Source organism: Nostoc sp. CENA543 (assembly GCF_002896875.1).
Taxonomy (GTDB): Bacteria; Cyanobacteriota; Cyanobacteriia; order Cyanobacteriales; family Nostocaceae; genus Trichormus.
Window position 1 is genome coordinate 2602300 of the sequence record NZ_CP023278.1, and the last position, 20209, is coordinate 2622508.

A 20209-nucleotide genomic window follows, 5' to 3' on the forward strand; every position below is an offset into this window, starting at 1 on the left:
AGATTATCAGCAAATTAAAACTCAATACTTTCAATAGATAAACTCATCCTTAGTTCAGATTAATAGGTATTAAGGTCAATGTCAGCATCTAAACTTGTCAAAGTTTTTTACTGTTGCTCCAATGCGGAACGAGATGAACAACTGCGCCAGAAATTAGAAACTCATCTCAAAGGCTTGGAGAGGGAACGCGTGATCAATAGCTGGCATCCAGGTATGGTGAGTCCTGGCAAAGAATGGGAAATCGAGAGTGATAGAGAACTAAATGAGGCAGATATAATTTTGGTGCTAATTAGTTCCGATTTTATATATTCTGATTATCATTGGGAAATAGTGATCAACAAAGCTATGCAAAGGCATAGGGCTGGAGAAGCTCGCGTAATTCCTATTCTCCTCCGTCCCGTTCTTGATACTTGGAAACTTGCATTAGATAATCTCAAAGCTTTGCCAGAAGGTGAAAGACCTATCACTGATTGGAAACCATACGATAAAGCTTTTCTCAATATTGCTCAAGGTATCAAGGCAGAAGTCAAAAAACTCACCGATCCCACCTTCACTATAAAACAATATTCACGGCAAACTGGTGCAGTTCTAATACCGATTTTAAAAACTGCTGGTCATGCTTTTATACATATCATAGGACTTAAATCGTCAAAAACTCGTCGGCATCGCAGAAACAGTAAGATACTTGATAAAACAGTTATTTTCATTGCACTATGCAGTGTTCCTATACTTTTATTTTTTTGGCAACCAGGCATATATAAAAGTTTTTTCTTAGAATCTATTCCCCATCTAGAATCTACAGAAAAAGTTAATTCCTCTGGATGGATATGGTTAGGTATAGTTAAAAATCGTCCAGGTGCTTTGTCCCCTGGAGAACCGTTAGTTGTTCAACAAAAAAATATTGAAGAATACCCTAGTATTGAGCCTCTCATTGTCCCATCACCAGGAACCGTAGTAACGGTTAGACAAATTGTAGATTTAAGGCAAGAAAAATCTTTAATTTCAGAACCAATTCATAGATTTCAAGGTGGAGAGGAGTTAGTCATACTTAAAGTAGAGCCTTTAAAAAAGGCTAGTAGAAATTCAGCCTATATCCGATTGATGGCAAAAGTTCGTTGTAATCACAATTGTGACAAAAAATAGTCTAATGCAATTACATCGAAGATTTAATGGCTTCAGTAATTTTCCTGAGAAATGGGGAATAAGGCACTATTTCCTATCCAACCAAGTCTGTAAGTCAGCTAAACTGCTGAAATCTAGTAGTGCTTCACTCAAATCTTCCAGACTAGGCAAAGGTAAATCAGTAATTGTGGCGTGCATTTCTTCAGACAGTTCGCCAAAACGCTTAGTTAGCAGTCGGATAATTAGATTGATTGTTGCTTCTTCTCTTCCTTCCTCTCTCCCTTCCTCTCTTCCTTCTTCCTTGATTTCTCGATAAACTCTTGTTTCCTTAAGTGTAATTCCCAGCATTGACTCAACCTCTATTCTGCTCAATTGTTCAAACTTGTACACCATAATTGTAATAATCATCTCTATTATGGCGCGACTTGCTGGCTCAGTTACTTCTTGACGCGTTTTGCTTAATAAGTATCGGGCTTCTTCTGGTGCTTGACTTTCTTCTACAGTAGTCAGCACCATGAGTGCTACCCATATTGGTAATTGGCGAATATTTCCTAATTCATCTAAATAGATTCTATGTACTTGTTCACCGTTAAGTAATGAACGATGAGGATGAATTTTACTTTGCTCAAAATTGCGTGAGGGATAAATGATCACTGCTTGCCAATCGCTAAACTTTGTATGGTTGCGATAGAAGTAGAGTGAAGATTCTGCAAAGACTCTTTCGTAAAGTTGTTCGTCTTTTTGAAATTGTACCTCACAAAAATATATAACTCCTGTATCTTGGTTTTCTGGTGGTAGAAACACCCCATCAATTTCAAATTTGGGTTCTTTGACAGCTACAGATTCAAATCGGTAAGCATCTGCATTAGTTGGCGGTGTTGCTAGTAGTTGAAACAAGAGTGTAGGAGATTGTTGAAACAGTTTGTAAAAAATGGAATCTCGCCGCATTCTTCTTTAAATGTTACTATTACTTAGCAGTATTGATCAGCCATTCATTAGTTGCTGCATCTCTTAACAGAGAGAATCGAATAGCAGCAGGTGTTTGTTGTCCCGATTTCATGAAAAATGTTAAACGAGTGTCAACTGTTGCTGTTGATGTGTCGGAATTTATTAAAGTGACGTTATCAACAGATACACTTTCTACTTGTCCTTGCCACCAGTCCGAATAAGAACGATAGCCATTGGGGTGCAGGTTGCTATTTTGAAAACTGGGAGTTAACAAATTCCAGGCTGTTTCATATTGACCCTGGTTGATGTAAGCATAATAATTCTCTACTGCTTGTTCTGGCGACTGTGTTTCAACTTGTGATGTTTGAGAATTGGCAGATGATGTATTACCTGCTTGCAATTCTTCATTGGTGGGTTGTGAACCAACGGGTTCTGTGGTTTCGGGAGTGGATGCAGTTACAGGTGAATTTGTGACGGCTGAAGAATTTGAGTCTGGCGTGGTTGCGGTTTGAGTAGTTTGTTGTGTTGTGGTGGTATTGGAAGTTGCAGGTGTATCTGTTGGTTCTACGCTGGGGGTGCTGTTGTTGTTAGTAGTAGATTCACTAGAGGAGATTGTTGAAGGTGTGACTGATTGATTGGGTCTAGTTAAGGCAAAACCAATTAATACAGATACACTCACTAAACCACCAGCAATTAAGCTACCAAGTAATATCCCCCGACTGCTATTTTTTTTGCTGACAGGTTCGGGAGAGGGGGAAGATGCGGGGCTAACAGCGACGGTATTAGACGCTGTAGCTGGTGGTGGAACTGTGACTACTGGCGGTTGTTGATAGGGAGTTGTTGGTGGTTGTGATTGTTGATAGGGAGTTGTTGGTGGTTGCGGTTGTTGATAGGGAGTTGTAGCAGGTTGGGGTTGTTGATAGACAGTTGGGGGTAAGCTAACTGTGCCTAATTGCAAGGCTTCTAACATTTCCCTGGCGGTGGCGAACCGTTCTCTGGGATGATAGGCGATCGCACGATCAAGGGCATCTGCAAATGTCGGACTGACATTCAAAGCGTGTGTACGCCAGATAATTTCCCCGGTTCTGGAGTCTGTTTCTAATTCATGGGGTTGTTTCCCAGTCAATAAATAAATTGCTGTCATCCCCAAACTATAAATATCACTAGAATACATGGGTCTACCTGCCGCTTGTTCACTCGGCATATACCCTGGTGTACCAATCACAATCGAACTGGTAGGATTACCTTGGGAATTAACTACTGTACCCATAGATTCCCGCACTGCACCGAAATCAATTAATACAGGTTTGCCATCTCGATGACGCAAAATAATATTGTCTGGTTTAATATCGCGGTGAATTATGTGTTTTGAGTGGACATACTCTAAAACAGGTAGTAAGTGAATGAGAATTTCTTGAACCGACTCTTCACTAAACACACCTTGTTGATAAAATTTATTGGTTAATGTGCTACCTTCTATCCACTCTTGAATCAAATAAAATTGCTCATTTGATTGAAAATAAGCATATAAAGTAGGAATTTGGTCTGTATAGCTGCCTAACTCTTCTAAAATAGCTGCCTCGCGTTGAAATCGCTCTTGGACGAGTTGGTAAATTTGAGGATTATTGTGTATTGGTTTGAGCAATTTCACTACACAACGACGGTTAGATGGCATTTGGGTATCTTCAGCTAAAAATGTTTCCCCAAATCCACCACTACCCAAAGTTTGAACTACTCGATAGCGATTCTCTAATAGCGTTTCCATAAGTTAGTGCAGAACAGTGTCAAATTAGTTGTGATATTGTATACATTTTATCCATTATCCAGTAGTTACCCAAAAATTGTCACTCAACAATTATTTGAGTAGTTCACTGGGTAAAAATATGGATTTTATTCGCAATTAACTACAAATGCGACCAGACTAATTACTTAAAATGTCTCAAATTATAACGGTCTTGATATTGTTTAATGTAATCTACATTCTGCTGCTCTAATCTGCTGAGTAATTTTGAGGGAAATTCTCTCGGTGAATATATGGGTTGATACCAGGTTTGAGTATTAAAATATGCTTGTAATTCAGGAGTATCAAATCTGCGTCCGTGACGAGCGAAAATTGTATTTCGCATAATATCTAGTGTGTAACCGTCTTTACCATTTAAATCAGAATCGGTGACAAGTCGTTCAGAAAGCCAGAGATAATTACTCTGATTATTTTCCGGTGGTGGTGTAAAAGAATTGACAATCTGAGAAGTATCTGTATTTGATGGAGATTGAGTTTGGGGAACTACATTCTTAGATACTTTGGTTTGTAAAGATTGGGAAACAGGGGAAGTAGTTTCTTTGACTACTGGCTGTTCTGAGGACGGTTGCGGCGGTTTTGTCAATATAAACCCAAGAATCACCGAACCACCAATCAAACCACCAGCTACTAAACTGCCAATTAATATATTTTTTTGCTGATTATCTGTAACACTAGCTTGGGGAAGTACGGGAGTAGTGGGTTGTGCTGTGTGAGAGATGACAGGCGGGACAGAGTACGGCTGTGTGGGTGGTATGGAGTTAGTTTCCCTTTGCAAAGCCTCCAACATGGCTTTTGCTGAGGGGAAGCGATCGCGAGGATGATAAGCGATCGCCCGATCAATTACACTAGCCAAAACCGGACTAATATTTTGGGCATAGTTACGCCAAATAATTTCACCTGTTTGTGAGTCCGTCTCTAAGTTTTGTGGCTGCATACCCGTCAACAAATAAACAGCAGTCAACCCCAAACTATACAAATCACTAGAATAAACAGGTCTACCTGCGGCTTGTTCGCTGGGCATATATCCAGGCGTACCAATCACAATCGAACTAGTAGCATGACCTTGGGAATTAACTACTGTCCCCATTGATTCCCGGACTGCACCAAAGTCAATCAATACAGGTTTACCATCCCCATAACGCACCATGATATTATCTGGCTTAATATCACGATGGACAATTTGCTGAGAGTGGACGTAATCCAGAACAGGTAACACATTCAGCAATATTTCCCGGACTGTATTCTCACTTAATAACCCTTGTTGTCTAACTTTAGCTGTGAGTGTATCCCCCTCAATCCACTCCTGTACTAAATAAAATTGCCCATCTGCCGAAAAATAAGCATATAATGCCGGAATTTGTCCAGTTTTTCCGCCTAATTCTTCCAGAATTGCCGCTTCACGTTGGAATCTTTCTTGAACTAACTGATAAATTTGGGGATTATTTTGAATTGGCCTGAGTTGTTTAACCACACACCTACGTTTAGAAGGCATATAAGTATCTTCTGCAAGATATGTTTCACCAAACCCACCAGCCCCTAATGTCTGTATCACTTGATAGCGATCGTTCAACATTTGCATTGTCATAATTGGTTATTAGTCATTAGTCATTAGTCATTAGTCATTAGTTATGAAGACTTTTTCTTCCTTGTCTCCCTTGTCTCCCTTGTCTCCCATGCCCAATGCCCCATGCCCCATTCCCCATTCCCAATACCTCACTTCACATCTAATAATCCATTTTCTTTTAACTTAGGATTGAATCGAATTTGTGTCTTTAATCCACGCAATTCTAAAGCTGCTATAATTTCAGCTTCTACTCTTCTGGCGATGTTTTTCAGGATATTCATTTGCTTGACTTCATCATGTACAGGATTTTGATAATTTTCCTGCTCTTCTGGAGTCATTACTGTTTTAACATCAATAGGTTGTGTCCATGTTGCTTTTTGTTCTCCGTTACCCACGGGAAGACCACCATTTTCCGCTATCCACGTTTGCTCAATGTTTTCTAAGATAGTGCGATTAGGACGCTCAATCGTATGTATTTTCACCCAATAACATTTTTGGGGTTGACGGACTAAATGCTGTCTTAAACTTAAATATATATCGCGGGAGTAACCAATAAATTGCAATATTTTATCTTCATTAAAAATGGCATAAACCCCTATTTTTCCCTGTACATTTTCAGGTAAATCACCTTGATCATCAATGTAAGAAATATATGGCAATGATATTAAAGATGGAAGCTGATTTTCGTTATTCATCGGTCTATTTTGAGATTACTAATTGTTTTATAAATAGAATAGGGTAAATAGTTCAAGATTTATAGTGAGAAATTTAGTTCTCAACAAAGGACTAAAGTCCTTACTACGAACTGAATACTAGTATTTTTACTTTACTTAATATATTTCGTTTTTTAAGTTGTTCTACTTGAATTAACAATTACTATTTGTGAGTTTTGTTAATTAAAATTCCAAAAAGTTACTTAATTCAGTCAGCACAACCAAACCAAACTATAGCAGTTTGAGTTGACATGGAATGGGGAACAGACAGAGGTTGTTTACTTCCTCTACTACAAGTGGGTTATTAGTCCCGCTTTTCAAGGTAATTGTGGCTTGCTGGCACCATTTGCCTGTTAATTTATAACGAGCGCGGCAGGACTCGAACCTGCGACAGACTGCTTAGAAGGCAGTTACTCTATCCACCTGAGTTACGCGCCCAAATCAAAACTGTGGCTCAACTATGAGTCACCTTAAAAATTATATCGTCTTTATGCCTAATAAGCAATTAAAAAAAATTGCAGGTTGACTGTTGCTAAGGCTAAGATGCTAGTCGCAAGTTGATTAATTAGCTTATTATGTGGTCGATGGATGCTGATTTGCGGGTTGATGGCGATGAACTAAACGCCCGGTGTAGCTGATCGCCTGAACATAGACTATTTTCAGATAGTCGCTCACTAAATCTATACCACGTAAGTAATCGCACTCTTGGCGATGTTGCTAAATCAGATTATAAATCGCTTATCTATAAAGCCCCTGCGGGGAGTTATTTGCTAGTGCCATGTTTATTTTGAAACGGCAGGATGTTGAAATATCAAGCATTCAGCACCCGAAAAAGGATCAGCAGGTGCCGATTCTCCATTATCAGGGGCAGACTTTTCGCTTGATTAGTGTATTCAAAGCGGGCCAAGAAGAAGAAGCTAGAACTTTGTGGCGAGAATTAACTGATCATCGTGGTAAAGCTTGCGTCTTACTGGAGGAACCAGAACGCTTTAGCGTTTGGGGTAAAGTACGCCTAGACCAAATTGGTAACGATACTGGTGGACACAGCAAAAACAGCACATTAATTCAGGCTAGCATTTTGCTACTACAAGCTGTTCACATGGATATAGAAGAATTTTTGGGTACAAAGCAAGTTTCATTATTTGAAAAAGATGTAGCTGAATTTCAGAAGCAGCAGCAGTTTCCTGAGACTGCTTCGATTGAAGCGGTGAAACAGTTAGTCTCAATTGATCCGTTGGAATCAGACAAGCTACCCCCCTGGAAAGAAAATCATGTAGTCAGCTTTTTACAAGAACTACATAAATTAGGGAAAACTTATTTTGGTAACGCCAACTTTGCCAATCAAGTAGCTAATCACCTACAGGATATGCCAGAAGGAGAGCGATCGCTGTTTATCTCGTGGCTGAGTCAGTCTTCCCTGAATAAGTTATGGCAGTAGAAGGAAAAGTAAAAAGGCAAAAGGCCAAAGGCAAAAAGGCGATGTTCTCAATTTCTGCTCTTTTTCCCCATCTTTTGCTCTGTTTGCCCCATCCCACAAGTTCTTTAATGTTGAATTTAAAATTGGTTCATCCCCAGAGTGCATTTAATCAAATCTTATGAGTAGTTCTTACAAAAATCCATCCTCATTGGCAAAATCTCTATTTACCACCCAGAACATAGTTTTAGCTAGCATTGGCTGGGGTGTACTAGCACTGCTATACTTTTTATTGTTTAGTGCCAAAGTCCCTGGAGCTAATGGTCAAGAAACCCGTGCTGAATGGTACGTGATTGGTACAAATATTTTTGAAGCGTTAGCTTATCTGGGTGCAGGAATTTTATGCTTAAGGAATTGGCGCAGTCCACAAATTGTCAGTAGCCGCAATGTTTGGCTAGCTATTGCCATAGGTATGATTTCTTATTTCCTGGGAGGGATATTTTTTGGTTATACAGAAATTGTTTTACAAGAAGAACCGGATGTGTCTATTGGCGACGTGTTTTTTGTATTAAGTTATATATCCCTGGGCGTAGGCATGATTTTAGCGGTAGCTGCTAGGCGAATTAATCTAGAAAAATGGCAATGGCTGATTGTGTCAGCAATTGGAGTATTTGGCAGTTTGTTGGCGTGGTGGATTTCTGCCCAGCAAGCTAAAGCCTCAGAAGACTTTTTAGCCACAATTTTGAACTTGTTTTACATAGTTAGCGATGTGCTGTTGTTAATTATCGCCACCACCCTACTTTTAGCTTTTTGGGGGGGACGAGTAGCCCAATCCTGGAGAATGATTGCGGCGGCGGCCTTTTCGCTTTACATTGCAGATATGTGGTTTAAATACGCTCAGGGTCCAAATTATCAAAGTGGAGAACTTTTAGAAGTGTTTTGGGTGTTTAGTGGAGTGTTATTTGGTATGGGCGCAGCCCTAGAATATGACGCATCATTAAGCCGGACTCGGCGGGAGCGCACAAGAAAACGAGCATAGAAAATTGGTGTCTACCGTGAGAAAACTAACAAATTCTGACAAACAAGAAATTCTCAAGCTATATCGAGAAACTGCTGAAACAACCTCAACTCTGGCAGAACGCTATGACGTGAGTAACTCCACCATTAGCCGCTTGCTCAAAAGTACCTTAGCAGAAGACGAGTATGAATACCTCGTTTCTTTAAAACGTGCAGCTAGGACTCCGGAAGGGAGAGCGCAAGTCAGTTACGAAAATGTACCTGTATTTGTGCCACCAGAGTCAGAAGCACCAGCACCAGCACCAGCGAAAAGTCGGGAGAAACCACGTTTAAAAACTGCGGAAGTTGAGCCACCCCAGCCGGTAGAACAGCCAGTAGTACCAGAAACAGACGAGGAAGAACAGCCAACTCAGCCTGTGAGACGAGTACGCAAACGTGCTGTTTCAGGTGAGGAGGAAAAGCCCAAACCCAAGGTACCTGTCGTCAAGCAGTTGGAAATTCCTGTGGTGCAGCCACAGGAAGTAGTTGGTATCTCTAGTTCTTTACTGGAGGATGACAAGTCTGATGTCACAGCTATTGCCCAAATGCTAGGGGAAGATTTGCTAGACGAATCGGAAGATTTAGACGATGAGGAAGATTTAGACGATGATTTAGAGGATGATGAAGACTACGAAGAAGACGAAGAAGAAGAGTATTTTGAACACCCCAGACCTCTTGTTACTAGACGGAGACTAGGGGAAGCACCAGTTCAAGTTTTACCTTTATCGGTAGCACCGTTACCCAAGACTTGCTATTTAGTCATTGATCGTTCCTCGGAATTAATTACTAAACCCCTCAAGGATTTTGGTGATTTAGGACAAATTCCCAGCCTGGAAACCCAGCAAAGAACTTTACCTGTGTTTGATAATCACCGTGTCGCCAAGCGATTTTCTACCAAGCGCGATCGCGTGATTAAAGTTCCTGATAGTAAAATGCTGCATAAGGCTCGCACTCATTTGCAAGCCAAAGGCATTACCAGACTATTAATTGATGGTCAAGTTTATTCTTTATCGCTGGTTTAAAAGTCGAGATTTCCAGGTTTTTAGAGACGTTGTGTTGCAGCGTCTCTATTTTTTTATTTGACATTGTTCAACGATAAGGGACGGGCAAGATGCCCATCCCACAAAACTTTTAAATTGGTATTAATCAATTACTGCTAACACGGACTTGGGTAATAATTTATCTTTAAACCAAATAATTCTCGCTGGCACATTATCTAATTTAATTCCGGCTTTTTCTAAATTCAATCTTTCGGAAATTGCCAAAATCAAGTTATCGCACCCAGAACGTCGCACTTGAGAAAATTTCTTTTGTAAATATTCTGGTCGCCAATATCCGACTATTTCTAATAAAAATTCCCGCCCATCGGGATGCACTAAGCGAAAATCGGGAATCATCACACTACCAGGAATGGGAATTAAATCTACTTCTCGCTCTAAAACCCAATCAGTTTTCATCGCATCCCATTTATCAGCGAAGGATGCTTCTAGCATACTGTCGTAGGGTTTACCTTTGGAGTAATGGGAAACTAAACCACATTCAGAATTAAGGGTAAATCTGCCAGTCCGCCAAGTATCTGTGTAAACATCACGGGTTTGTAAGGTGGCAGCAAGACTCCATTTGGTAACATGAAGTAAGGCGGGAATTAATTTAGCGATCGCTAACCCGTAACGTGTGCTAGGAGTAAATAAACTTGTCGGGCCATCTACGGTAATGGTAAAGCCGTGGTCGGCATCACCTTCGATATAAGCCATTAATTGAAACAATTTCAAATAGCGAAATAACAGCTTATATTCTCCTGGTACATTGCGATGGGCATTTAATATTAATTTACTGGCTTTATAAAATATCCCCTGCACTTGCGATAAATTATATCTATTAATTAAATCTACACCTGTAGGTGTGTCAAAGTTAGTGAGGATTCTATTTTCAACTAAGTCAGCATAAAGTCCATCATGGACTTGTTGCGGTAAGATTTCCCGTTCTAATTCTTGAGTTAATTCATCGGCAATTTTCACCAATGTCATTTGAGTTGACTCTCGACTCGGTGGAGATTTCGCTGCCAAGGCAAACACCCTTTCTCTTAACATTGGCGGTTCTAGGGGACTCACCACTTCAAAAGTACAAAAATTGCTTTTAATAATGTAAGATAAACCCCGCTTGACTCGATAATCTGTGGCATCACCTTCTAAATCTAAAAGTTGACGCTCAAGTTCACCTTGAGTCTTACCCAAAGCCGACTGAAAACAATTGATTAACTCGTTAGCTAACTCTAAATTTTTTGTGTCAATTTTCAGTCTCTTGGGAATGATTTCTTCGCCGTTTAGACGATGGCTTAGTAGTTCTGTAGGTAGCATTGCCCTGTTTTTTATCTGATGATTTATCGACTACATAATTAATTTCTAATTGTTCGGCAGCTTTAGCAACTTCTCCCTTACCACTGCCATAAACTACTTTTAAGTTGGCTTTTTTATCTTCACCCCGTCGCCTTGCCGATGTATTTTCTTCGCTGGTGTCTTCGGCTATAACTTCGTAGAGAATTGCTTGTTTATCTGCAATATTTCCCTTCCGTAAAACTCTCCCCAAGCGTTGAATATATTCTCTAGTTGAACCAGTACCCGATAAAATAATCGCTACAGAAGCGGCGGGAACGTCAACACCTTCATTTAAAACATGGGAAGCGACCAAAGTATTATATTCACCTTCCCGAAATTTAGTTAAAATTTCATGGCGTTCTTTGACTGCGGTTTGATGGGTAATGGCGGGAATTAATAAGTCTTGGGAAATTTTGTAAACTGTGGCATTATCAGCCGTGAAAATTAAAATTCTTTCGGGGTAATGTTTGGCGAGTAAATTAGCTAAAATGCGTAACTTACCATCAGTGCCAAGAGCGATTTCTTTGGCTTCGCGATGTGCTAGCATGGCTCTACGTCCAGATTGCGATCGCGCACTCATCTGCACAAACATTTGCCAACCTTGAATACTTCCCAAGGAAATCTTTGCTTGGCGCAAAAAATCATTGCGAATTTGAATTAATTCGTTGTATCTTTCCCGTTCATGCTGGGATAATTTCACCTTGATTTGGACTATTTCGTGTTCCGCTAACGCCTTCCCTGCCAAATCTTCGGCACGTTTGCGATAGACTTCTTGACCAACCAAAATATTTAAATCTGCGTGTTTCCCATCAGTGCGTTCTGGTGTGGCTGAGAGTCCTAAACGATAGGGTGCGATCGCATATTCGGCAATTACGCGGTTAAAATCTGTAGGTAAGTGATGGCACTCATCAAACACAATCAAAGCATATTTATTCCCCAAAGCTTCAGCGTGAATGGCTGCACTGTCATAGGTGGCGACTAAAATCGGCGTTTTATCCCGCGAACCACCCCCCAATAAACCCACCTCCGCATCAGGAAACGCTGATACCAAATGAGCATACCACTGGTGCATTAAGTCTAAGGTCGGCACAACGATTAAGGTAGTTCGGGGTGTAGACTGCATCGCCATTTGCGCCAAATAAGTCTTCCCCGCCGCCGTCGGTAAAACAACTACCCCCTGTCTTCCCGCCAGTTTCCAAGCTGCTAAAGCTTCACTTTGATGGGGATAAGGTTGCATTTCTAGACTCGCTACCAAGTCTACAGGATAAAATTCTTTGGCTTCATCGATAAAATCAACGTCTTCCGCTTGCAGTGCTTCCACCACAGCACGATATTTCATTCCTGGAATGCGGAATTTTTCGACTCTATCATCCCAGGTAGCATAATCCATCCAAGCTTTACCCCGTGGCGGTGGATGTAAAATTAATGTGCCGCGATCAAATGTTAAGGTGGGAATACGAGCCATTAGACATTGGTAATCATAGACTGAGGACTGCAAGCATTTTACATCGCTACCACGAAAAAGCTTATATCTCTCTAGTCAATAGTCATTAGTCATTAGTCATTAGTCATTAGTCAGCACTCATCACTCACCACTCACCACTCACTACTCAGCACCGGCTAAACGCCGCGCTTCCGCTAACAGCACTCACTACTCACCACTCACCACTCACCACTCCCAATGGAGACTGATTAAGCCTTTAGACAGATTTACAACTACGAGCGTCAAATTCGTATTTAATCTATGCAAAATTAGTGTGGAGCGATCGCATTTTCTCACCTATTTTGGGAATAATGCTCTAGCGAGAGGCACAAAGGAGAAGCCACCTTGAAAGGAATACGCCCCAGGTTTTTATCCTACACAGTGGCATTTTTGACTGTCAGTGTCGCTTTATTGCTGACTTTCATCTTCAAACAACTTTTAACGCCAACTATTTTTTTACTATTTTTTGCCGCCGTAGCTATTAGTTCTTGGTATGGTGGCTTTAAAGCAGGACTACTAACAACTTTATTATCTGCCTTTAGTATCGATTTCTTTTTTCTCGACCCCAAATTTTCCCTATATGTCAACAATTTAGATAGCAAGTTACGCTTATTTTTATTTATATTAGTTTCAACGCTAATTGCTTGGTTAAACTCTGAACTTGGTGCTTCTAAGCAGAGGTTAGAATGTGCTAATCAGCAGCTACAAGAAAGCGAAGCAAAATTTAGAAGGTTAGTAGACTCTAATATTATCGGGGTGATTGTTGCTGATCTCAATGGGCTAGTTCTAGAGGCTAATGATGCTTTCTTAAGGATAGTAGGCTATACACAAGAGGATTTACACAAAAGAAGAGTTAATTGGCTACAAATTACACCGCCGGAATATTTGGCACAAAGCGATCGCGCGATCGCTACACTCAAAACTACAGGTGTATGTCACAATCTAGAAACTGAATACATTCGTAAAGACGGTAGCCGAGTATACGTGATAGTAGGCTTTGCCTTATTAGAACGCTCAGACAATCAAGTAGTCGGATTTGTACTAGATAGCAGCGAACGGATTTTAGCAAAACAAGCCCTCCAAGCCAGTGAAGCCAGACTCAGGAAACTCACAGAAAAAGTCAGGGTAATTCCTTGGGAAGTAGATATCGCCCAAAATAAATTTACCTATGTGGGGCCACAAAGCGAAGAAATTTTAGGCTACCCTGCAAGAGACTGGTACTCAGAAAATTTTTGGGATGAACACATACACCCAGAAGACCAAACATGGGTAATTAAACATTGTCATGAATCATCACTTACTTTAGATAACTATGAATTTGAATATAGGATGTTAGCAGCTGACGGCAGAGTGGTTTGGCTACATGACATCATCAATGTCGTGCGTTCTGGCAAAGAACCGCGATTACTGCATGGCTTTATGATTGACATTAGCGAACGCAAACAAGCAGAACAAGAACGCCAACAACTTTTAGAACGGGAAAAAGCCGCACGCACCACCGCCGAAGTCGCCAACCGCATCAAAGACGAATTTCTCGCTACCCTTTCCCACGAATTGCGTACACCACTTAATGCTGTCTTAGGCTGGGTACAACTACTGAGAAGTCGTCAATTTGATCAAACTACAACCGAGCGTGCCTTAGAAACAATAGAGCGCAATACCAGAGTTTTAACCCAAATAATTCAAGACATTTTAGATGTATCTCAGATTATTCGGGGTCAACTGCGCCTGAAAATTCAGCCATTAGACTTGACAAATATACTCAAAGATGCAGTAGAAACTATCCAGCCTGCTGCCAATGCCAAAGAAATTTCCCTCCAGTACGAGTCAGAACCTAACGTTGGTTTAGTTATGGGTGATGGCAACCGTATGCAGCAGATTATCTGGAATTTGCTAGCTAACGCTGTCAAATTTACCCCCAAAGGCGGTAAAGTCACAGTCAAACTCAGACGTGTAGATTCTTCAGTGGAAATTCAGGTAAGTGACACAGGCTCAGGTATAGCTCCCGAATTCCTACCCCACGTATTCGAGCGATTTCGACAAGCCGATAGTTCCACAACGCGATCGCACGGCGGATTAGGATTAGGACTAGCGATCGTCCGTCACCTTGTAGAATTGCATGGGGGTAAAGTCTACGCCACCAGCCCAGGGCTTGAGCAAGGAGCTACTTTTGTGGTCAACTTACCCATGAGAGCCATTGTTGAACCAGTCAACAACAACCAACCAGAATTAAATCCCACCGACACAGAGAATTTTGATCACTCGCCCATACTCAAAGGTTTACGCGTCCTAGTTGTGGATGATGAGCCAGACGCACAAAAATTAATCAGCACAATTTTAGAAGAGTATGGCGCGCAAGTAATGACAGTTTCTTCTGCCCCCGAAGCCCTACAAGCCTTTCCGAAATTTTATCCAGAAATCCTCATTAGCGATATTGGAATGCCTCAAACAGACGGTTATACACTCATTCGTCAACTGCGATCGCTCCCCCAATCACAAAGCAGTACAATTCCGGCGATCGCACTAACAGCATATGCTAGACCAGAAGACCGTACCAAAGCACTATCAGCAGGTTTCCAACTACACCTCCCCAAACCCGTCAATCCTGATGAGTTAGCATCTGTAGTTGCTAATTTAGCAGGCAGAACTGTTGACTGTTAACTGGGGATTGGGGATTGGGGATTGGGGATTGGGGACTGGGAGTAACAGAGACAAGGGAGACAAGGGAGAACAGCAGAAAACTGTTGACTATTGACTATTGACTGTTGACTAATGACTAATAACTAATGACTACCCAATACATCTACCTACACGGTTTTGCTTCCAGTCCCAAATCAGTGAAAGCGCAAGATATCAGCGATCGCTTTACTCAAATACAAATTCCCCTTACTATTCCTGATCTCAATGCTGGGGACTTCTCAGAGTTAACCATCTCACGCCAAATTAAACAGGTTGTTACCACTTTTACCAGTGACTCTGTACCCGTTACCCTCATCGGTTCTAGTTTAGGAGGGTTGACTGCTGCTCACATAGCACAGCAGTATTTACAAGTAGAACGCCTAGTGCTGCTAGCACCAGCTTTCGGCTTTTTATCTCATTGGTTGACCAAATTAGGAGAAGAAACCATACAGCGTTGGCAACAAGAAAAGTTTCTCATGGTTTATCACTATGGTGAAAAGCGATCGCTCCCTTTAAGCTACAATTTTGTAACAGATGCCACCCAATACTCCGAAAATCAATTGCAACGCCCCATTCCCACACTAATACTCCACGGCAAACAAGATGAAGTCATTCCCATCACCGCCAGCCAAGATTTTATGCAATCCCGCCCCTGGGTAAAGCTGATAGAACTAGACAGCGATCACGCCCTTGGTAATGTTACAGAAGAAATTTGGCAAGCCATTCAGGAATTTTGTCAATTATTTTAGGGACTGGGGACTGGGGACTGGGGACAAGGAAGACAAGGAAGACAAGGAAGACAAGGTGGGAAATAAGAAAATTAATGACTAATAACTAATGACTAATGACTAATGACTAATGACTATTGACTATTGACTATTAACTAAAACTATGATTCCTTTTATTCGTTCAGATTTAACCCAACTCAACGCTTACAAACCTCACCCTGGTAGTGATACTGCCGCCGCAGTTCCAACTCAGTTAGATCGTTTAGATACAAACGAAAGCCCCTATGATTTACCAACTGAGTTAAAACAAAAACTAGCTTGGACTTATCAAGAAGTCATTGAAACCAATCGTTACCCAGATGGGGGACATCAAGCACTGAAAAATGCGATCGCTGAATATGTCAATGAATCGGCTGGTACTACCCCATCTCTATTTACTGCTGACCATATTTCTGTAGGTAATGGTTCAGATGAACTGATACGTTCTGTATTAATAGCTACTTGCCTACGAGGAGAAGGTTCTATCCTGGTGGCTAATCCTACCTTTTCCATGTACGGGATTATCGCCAAGACTTTGGGTATCAACGTAGTAGAAGTTACTAGAAATCCTGCGAACTTTGAAATTGATTTAAACGCCGCCCAGGCTGCAATAGAACAAACTCAAAACCCTCCCATCCGCGTAGTTTTCGTTGTTCATCCCAATTCCCCCACAGCTAACCCTTTAACCAATAATGAATTATCTTGGTTAAGAAATTTGAGTGAAAACATTTTAGTCGTCATTGATGAAGCGTATTTTGAATTTAGTCAAACAACTTTAGTTAATGAACTAGCACAACGTCCCAACTGGATAATTTTACGCACCTTTTCTAAAGCCTTCCGCCTAGCAGCTATGCGTGTAGGCTATTGTATAGCTCATCCAGAAGCGATCGCCATTCTAGAAAAAGTCCGTCTACCCTACAATCTACCTAGTTTTTCTCTAGCTGCGGCTCTTGTAGGCTTGCAAAATCGGCAAATCTTACTAGAGTCAATTCCCCAAACCCTCAATGAACGCAGCAAACTAATTACAGCTTTATCTCAAAACCCAACATTACAAGTAATAGACAGTGCTGCCAACTTCATTTTCGTGCGTCTCAAACCAGAAATTACCCAGTCACAGAATATATCTTTAAAACATCTTCATCAACACTTAAGAAACCAAGGTACTCTCATCCGTGAAATTAGCGGCGGACTAAGAATTACCATCGGTACGCCTGAAGAGAATTCCCGCACACTAAATCGTATTCAAGAGTATTTTAGTCAATAGTCAATAGTCAATAGTCAATAGTCAATAGTCAATAGTCAATAGTCAATAGTCATTAGTCATTAGTGCGTTCCTGTCGCCTTGCGTCGGAAAGCAACTATCGAACCCGTAAGGGTCAATGGTCAATGGTCATTACTCATTACTCATTACTCATTACTCATTACTCATTACTCATCACTTCTACCTTGTCTCCCAGTCCCCAACCCCTATTCCCTATTCCCCCAACGCCTCACCATTCCCACTGTTTGAGGTAAAACTCCTACCAACAAAGCGAAAACCTCATCTGGCAAATTAGCAACTGCGTCTTGGGGAAAATATTGCTCAAACTGATCTAAGATTTTCTGCACGCGCTGCTGAGGTAGTGTATGTTCAGTAATCTGCTTGATCAGTCTAATCCACTGCCGTCTAATTAGATAAGCTTTCTGCCGTTCTTCATAGGATTCTGGTGTGAGTAAGGACAGATTTCCTATAGGAATGACCATTTGGCAATCAGCATCATATTCACCTCCAACGGCTGCGCCTGGCCCTGCAAATTCAGCATGATAGCGTTTAATCAGGATTAAACCATTCCGCCTACGACTGTTGACGATTAAAACTTGGCCACTGTGTAGTAACGTCAGAACATCCGAACTGTATGTTGGCTCGGTTCCATCTGGCATGACAAAACTGTCAAGGCAATTTTTGTCAGAGTAGTAAGTTGATACCATAGTAACCTGATAGCGGGGGTGTTTTTCGCTATCCATTGCTTGCTCAAACTTTTGTATGGTGTAAATTTGGAAATTTGCTATGGGATTTTCTTTTGATATTCACTCTTTGTTCTATTGATATTTCTTTAGTAAAAGAATTTTCAGTTTACTTTTAACTAAGGCTTCAATAAATAGAGGGTCTGACATGATTAAGTAATCACATTTTATGTGATTTAACTACATTTGTCTGCCAATTAAGCTGAAAATTTTTAAAGTTTCCATGAAGTTAATATCTTTATTGCTAAGTTTTTGTGAGGAAATTAATTTAATTTAAACGTAATTTTACTGACATCACAATTATAGTTGAAATGTTATCTTCTGATATATTTAAATCTAAAATTAAGCCAACATACTTTTAACATATCACGCTCAAATAGACATATTTTTTCTATAAACCTTTCTTAAAGCTAGATCAAAATCTGCTTATGAAACTTCCCGCCTAAGTCGTGCATCATCGCAAGTACAGAGCAAAATTAGCCAACCTCTAGTCCTAATTGATAATTACAGTCTCAGCCTATATTGCTTGAGATTAGGGACTAACAAGGGACAATATACTATAACTGTGATGAACTACAGTAGTTGATATCTGGTTATTTTACACCCATGTTTTTTATCCAAAACCATAAGGTAATACTGCTCAGTCATCTGGAAAAATTGAGTATTTAAACTAAACTATTGAGAATATAAATTTTTTTTTGCCAGATGTTGCGAATTTTGAATAAGCATAACCTAACCTTTAACTAATCGGTTCTCAGAAACTGACTAAAGCCAGAATTTTCCCTAAATAATTTACATAACATGACAAAATATTATGTTGAAGCGTCTAAGTGCAAATGTTTATGTAATAAAATCTGCCGTGATTGTCGAAATAAAAATATATTCATATCGGATTCTACCTTGTGTACCTTATATCCCAGTTTGAAATAAAGCTGCCTGGCTTGATAGTTATTTTCCAAAACGTGGAGATATAAATCATCAAATCCCCATTCCTGTGATACCTGTTCACAGCTAGTGAGCAATTTAGAGGCGACACCGTGCCTGCGGTATTCTGGGTGAACAGCTAAGTTAGATACATAAAGGAACCTCTTATTATCCCGTGTCCAAATATCACTAACACGCACGCCCATCTCTACAGTACCCACTAATTGTTGAATTCCATCAACACTGGTATTGACAGCAACTAAACAGATATGATGCGGAGAAGATAAAAGTAGACGATGTTTGAGATCCTCATAAATACCTAAACGCAGCAAAGGAAACACCAATCCCCAAAAACCATTTTGGGAGTGAAAGCTTTCTGCAATAATTTGAGCCACAGCCTTTAAATCAGCAGAGGTAGCCGCACGAATTTGCAAGTGCTGAGAACTGCTTGGTGTTGGTGAAGTGACTTGTTGTTGGTGATATGGATCAAAAAACCAGTATGTCAAGGTAAGTTCACTGCTAATGTTTTTCAATGGCAATCTTTTCAAATATCCTAAAACACCGTCAGCAAGTCGGCTGAAATTATTTCAGGTTATTTGGTGTACGCTTGACAAACAAGCCAGCAGTAGAAGCTGACTTATCAGTGAGAGTCAGTAAAGGGGTTTAGGGGTTTAGGGGTTTAGGGGTTTAGGGGTTTAGGGGTTTAGGGGTTTAGGGGTTTAGGGGTTTAGGGGTTTAGGGGTTTAGGGGCTTAGGGGTTTAGGGGTTTAGGGGAAACCCCATCAATAAATTGAGCGGCTTGGTACAAGGAAACCGTATCTCGAAATATATCTTTAACCATACTCCATGTTAAAAAACAAGGGCTTGTATCCTTTTTTTCGGAGGCTCATCATCTCTTATACCCTTACACCCCTACACCCTTACACCCCTACACCCCTACACCCTTACACCCTTACACCCTTACACCCCAGGATAGTCGATGGGACTTGTAGAGTGGGCTAACGCCAGAATATAGTAGTCTATAGTCCTAAGCGTAGCCGCTACGCCAAAAAATCAGATGACTAGCCCTTACACAACATAATTTCAACATTCGTGAACATAGTTTGGTTCATAGCCCTTATAGACTTGGCAAACTATGAAAAATTGCAAAGATAAAAAATTAACTCAGTAAGAAGATAATAATTTAGCACATTAATTATGGTTGCCAACATGATCAACACCACACCAATGAATTAGAGACTGGGGTTCTTGATGAATAAGCCACTTGCTCCATATATCTTGCCACCGAGACCACTTTCAGACTAAATTTCCTCAAAGCCATATAGACACGATATATTAGTCTAACGATATACTTTTTGT

The 20209-nt window shown here is 40.6% G+C and carries 15 protein-coding genes and 1 tRNA gene; 7 read left to right on the forward strand and 9 right to left on the reverse strand.

Annotation, left to right across the window (positions count from 1 at the left end; translation table 11 throughout):
• Window positions 1-78: 78 nt before the first annotated feature.
• Window positions 79-1143: a toll/interleukin-1 receptor domain-containing protein gene (locus CLI64_RS10765; RefSeq protein ID WP_103137219.1), complete on the forward strand. Its 1065-nt coding sequence runs from the start codon at window positions 79-81 to the stop codon at window positions 1141-1143.
• Between the two features lie 66 nt (window positions 1144-1209).
• Here CLI64_RS10765 and CLI64_RS10770 read toward each other — a convergent pair whose 3' ends face one another.
• The 5 genes from CLI64_RS10770 to CLI64_RS10790 all read right to left on the reverse strand — a co-directional run bounded on the left by CLI64_RS10770 (window position 1210) and on the right by CLI64_RS10790 (window position 6586).
• On the reverse strand, window positions 1210-2070 hold the full coding sequence (locus tag CLI64_RS10770; RefSeq protein WP_103137220.1) for an Rpn family recombination-promoting nuclease/putative transposase: 861 nt from the start codon (window positions 2068-2070) through the stop codon (window positions 1210-1212).
• 19 nt (window positions 2071-2089) lie between these two features.
• A complete protein-coding gene (locus tag CLI64_RS10775) occupies window positions 2090-3835 on the reverse strand; it encodes a serine/threonine-protein kinase (RefSeq protein WP_103137221.1) in 1746 nt (581 codons plus the stop codon).
• Between the two features lie 160 nt (window positions 3836-3995).
• On the reverse strand, window positions 3996-5456 hold the full coding sequence (locus CLI64_RS10780; RefSeq protein ID WP_103137222.1) for a YARHG domain-containing protein: 1461 nt from the start codon (window positions 5454-5456) through the stop codon (window positions 3996-3998).
• A gap of 128 nt (window positions 5457-5584) precedes the next feature.
• The gene (locus CLI64_RS10785; protein WP_103137223.1) at window positions 5585-6130 is read right to left on the reverse strand and encodes a GIY-YIG nuclease family protein; all 546 of its coding nucleotides are present in this window, start codon (window positions 6128-6130) and stop codon (window positions 5585-5587) included.
• A 382-nt stretch (window positions 6131-6512) separates the two neighbouring features.
• Window positions 6513-6586, reverse strand: a tRNA-Arg gene (locus CLI64_RS10790).
• Window positions 6587-6926: 340 nt separating this feature from the next.
• Here CLI64_RS10790 and CLI64_RS10795 point away from each other — a divergent pair.
• The 3 genes from CLI64_RS10795 to CLI64_RS10805 all read left to right on the forward strand — a co-directional run bounded on the left by CLI64_RS10795 (window position 6927) and on the right by CLI64_RS10805 (window position 9640).
• Window positions 6927-7586 carry an Npun_F0813 family protein gene (locus CLI64_RS10795; RefSeq protein ID WP_103137224.1) on the forward strand — a complete coding sequence of 220 codons (660 nt, stop codon included), beginning with the start codon at window positions 6927-6929 and terminating at the stop codon, window positions 7584-7586.
• A gap of 157 nt (window positions 7587-7743) precedes the next feature.
• Window positions 7744-8601, forward strand: coding sequence for a hypothetical protein (locus CLI64_RS10800; protein WP_103137225.1), 858 nt, complete (start codon window positions 7744-7746; stop codon window positions 8599-8601).
• A 16-nt stretch (window positions 8602-8617) separates the two neighbouring features.
• On the forward strand, window positions 8618-9640 hold the full coding sequence (locus tag CLI64_RS10805; RefSeq protein ID WP_103137226.1) for a transposase: 1023 nt from the start codon (window positions 8618-8620) through the stop codon (window positions 9638-9640).
• Window positions 9641-9760: 120 nt separating this feature from the next.
• On the opposite strand, the gene CLI64_RS10810 is transcribed toward CLI64_RS10805, so the two are convergent.
• Both CLI64_RS10810 and CLI64_RS10815 read right to left on the reverse strand, forming a co-directional pair.
• Entirely contained in the window at window positions 9761-10975 is a 1215-nt protein-coding gene (locus CLI64_RS10810; protein WP_103137227.1) for a DUF790 family protein, read from the reverse strand.
• Window positions 10905-12458 (reverse strand): DEAD/DEAH box helicase family protein, encoded by a 1554-nt coding sequence (locus tag CLI64_RS10815; RefSeq protein ID WP_103137228.1) that lies wholly within the window; start codon window positions 12456-12458, stop codon window positions 10905-10907. Before CLI64_RS10815 ends, CLI64_RS10810 begins: the two co-directional genes overlap by 71 nt.
• A gap of 363 nt (window positions 12459-12821) precedes the next feature.
• Between CLI64_RS10815 and CLI64_RS10820 the strand changes: the two genes are divergently transcribed.
• The 3 genes from CLI64_RS10820 (at window position 12822) to CLI64_RS10830 (ending at window position 17186) form a co-directional block, all read left to right on the forward strand.
• Window positions 12822-15137: a PAS domain S-box protein gene (locus tag CLI64_RS10820; protein ID WP_103137229.1), complete on the forward strand. Its 2316-nt coding sequence runs from the start codon at window positions 12822-12824 to the stop codon at window positions 15135-15137.
• 125 nt (window positions 15138-15262) lie between these two features.
• Window positions 15263-15904 (forward strand): YqiA/YcfP family alpha/beta fold hydrolase, encoded by a 642-nt coding sequence (locus CLI64_RS10825; protein ID WP_103137230.1) that lies wholly within the window; start codon window positions 15263-15265, stop codon window positions 15902-15904.
• A 142-nt stretch (window positions 15905-16046) separates the two neighbouring features.
• A complete protein-coding gene (locus CLI64_RS10830; RefSeq protein ID WP_103137231.1) occupies window positions 16047-17186 on the forward strand; it encodes a histidinol-phosphate transaminase in 1140 nt (379 codons plus the stop codon).
• A gap of 203 nt (window positions 17187-17389) precedes the next feature.
• Here the strand turns inward: CLI64_RS10830 and CLI64_RS10840 are convergent, their stop codons facing one another.
• Window positions 17390-17926, reverse strand: a complete 537-nt coding sequence (locus tag CLI64_RS10840; protein ID WP_103137233.1) for a hypothetical protein — start codon at window positions 17924-17926, stop codon at window positions 17390-17392.
• An 812-nt stretch (window positions 17927-18738) separates the two neighbouring features.
• Window positions 18739-19356: a GNAT family N-acetyltransferase gene (locus CLI64_RS10845; RefSeq protein WP_103137234.1), complete on the reverse strand. Its 618-nt coding sequence runs from the start codon at window positions 19354-19356 to the stop codon at window positions 18739-18741.
• Window positions 19357-20209: the final 853 nt, after the last annotated feature.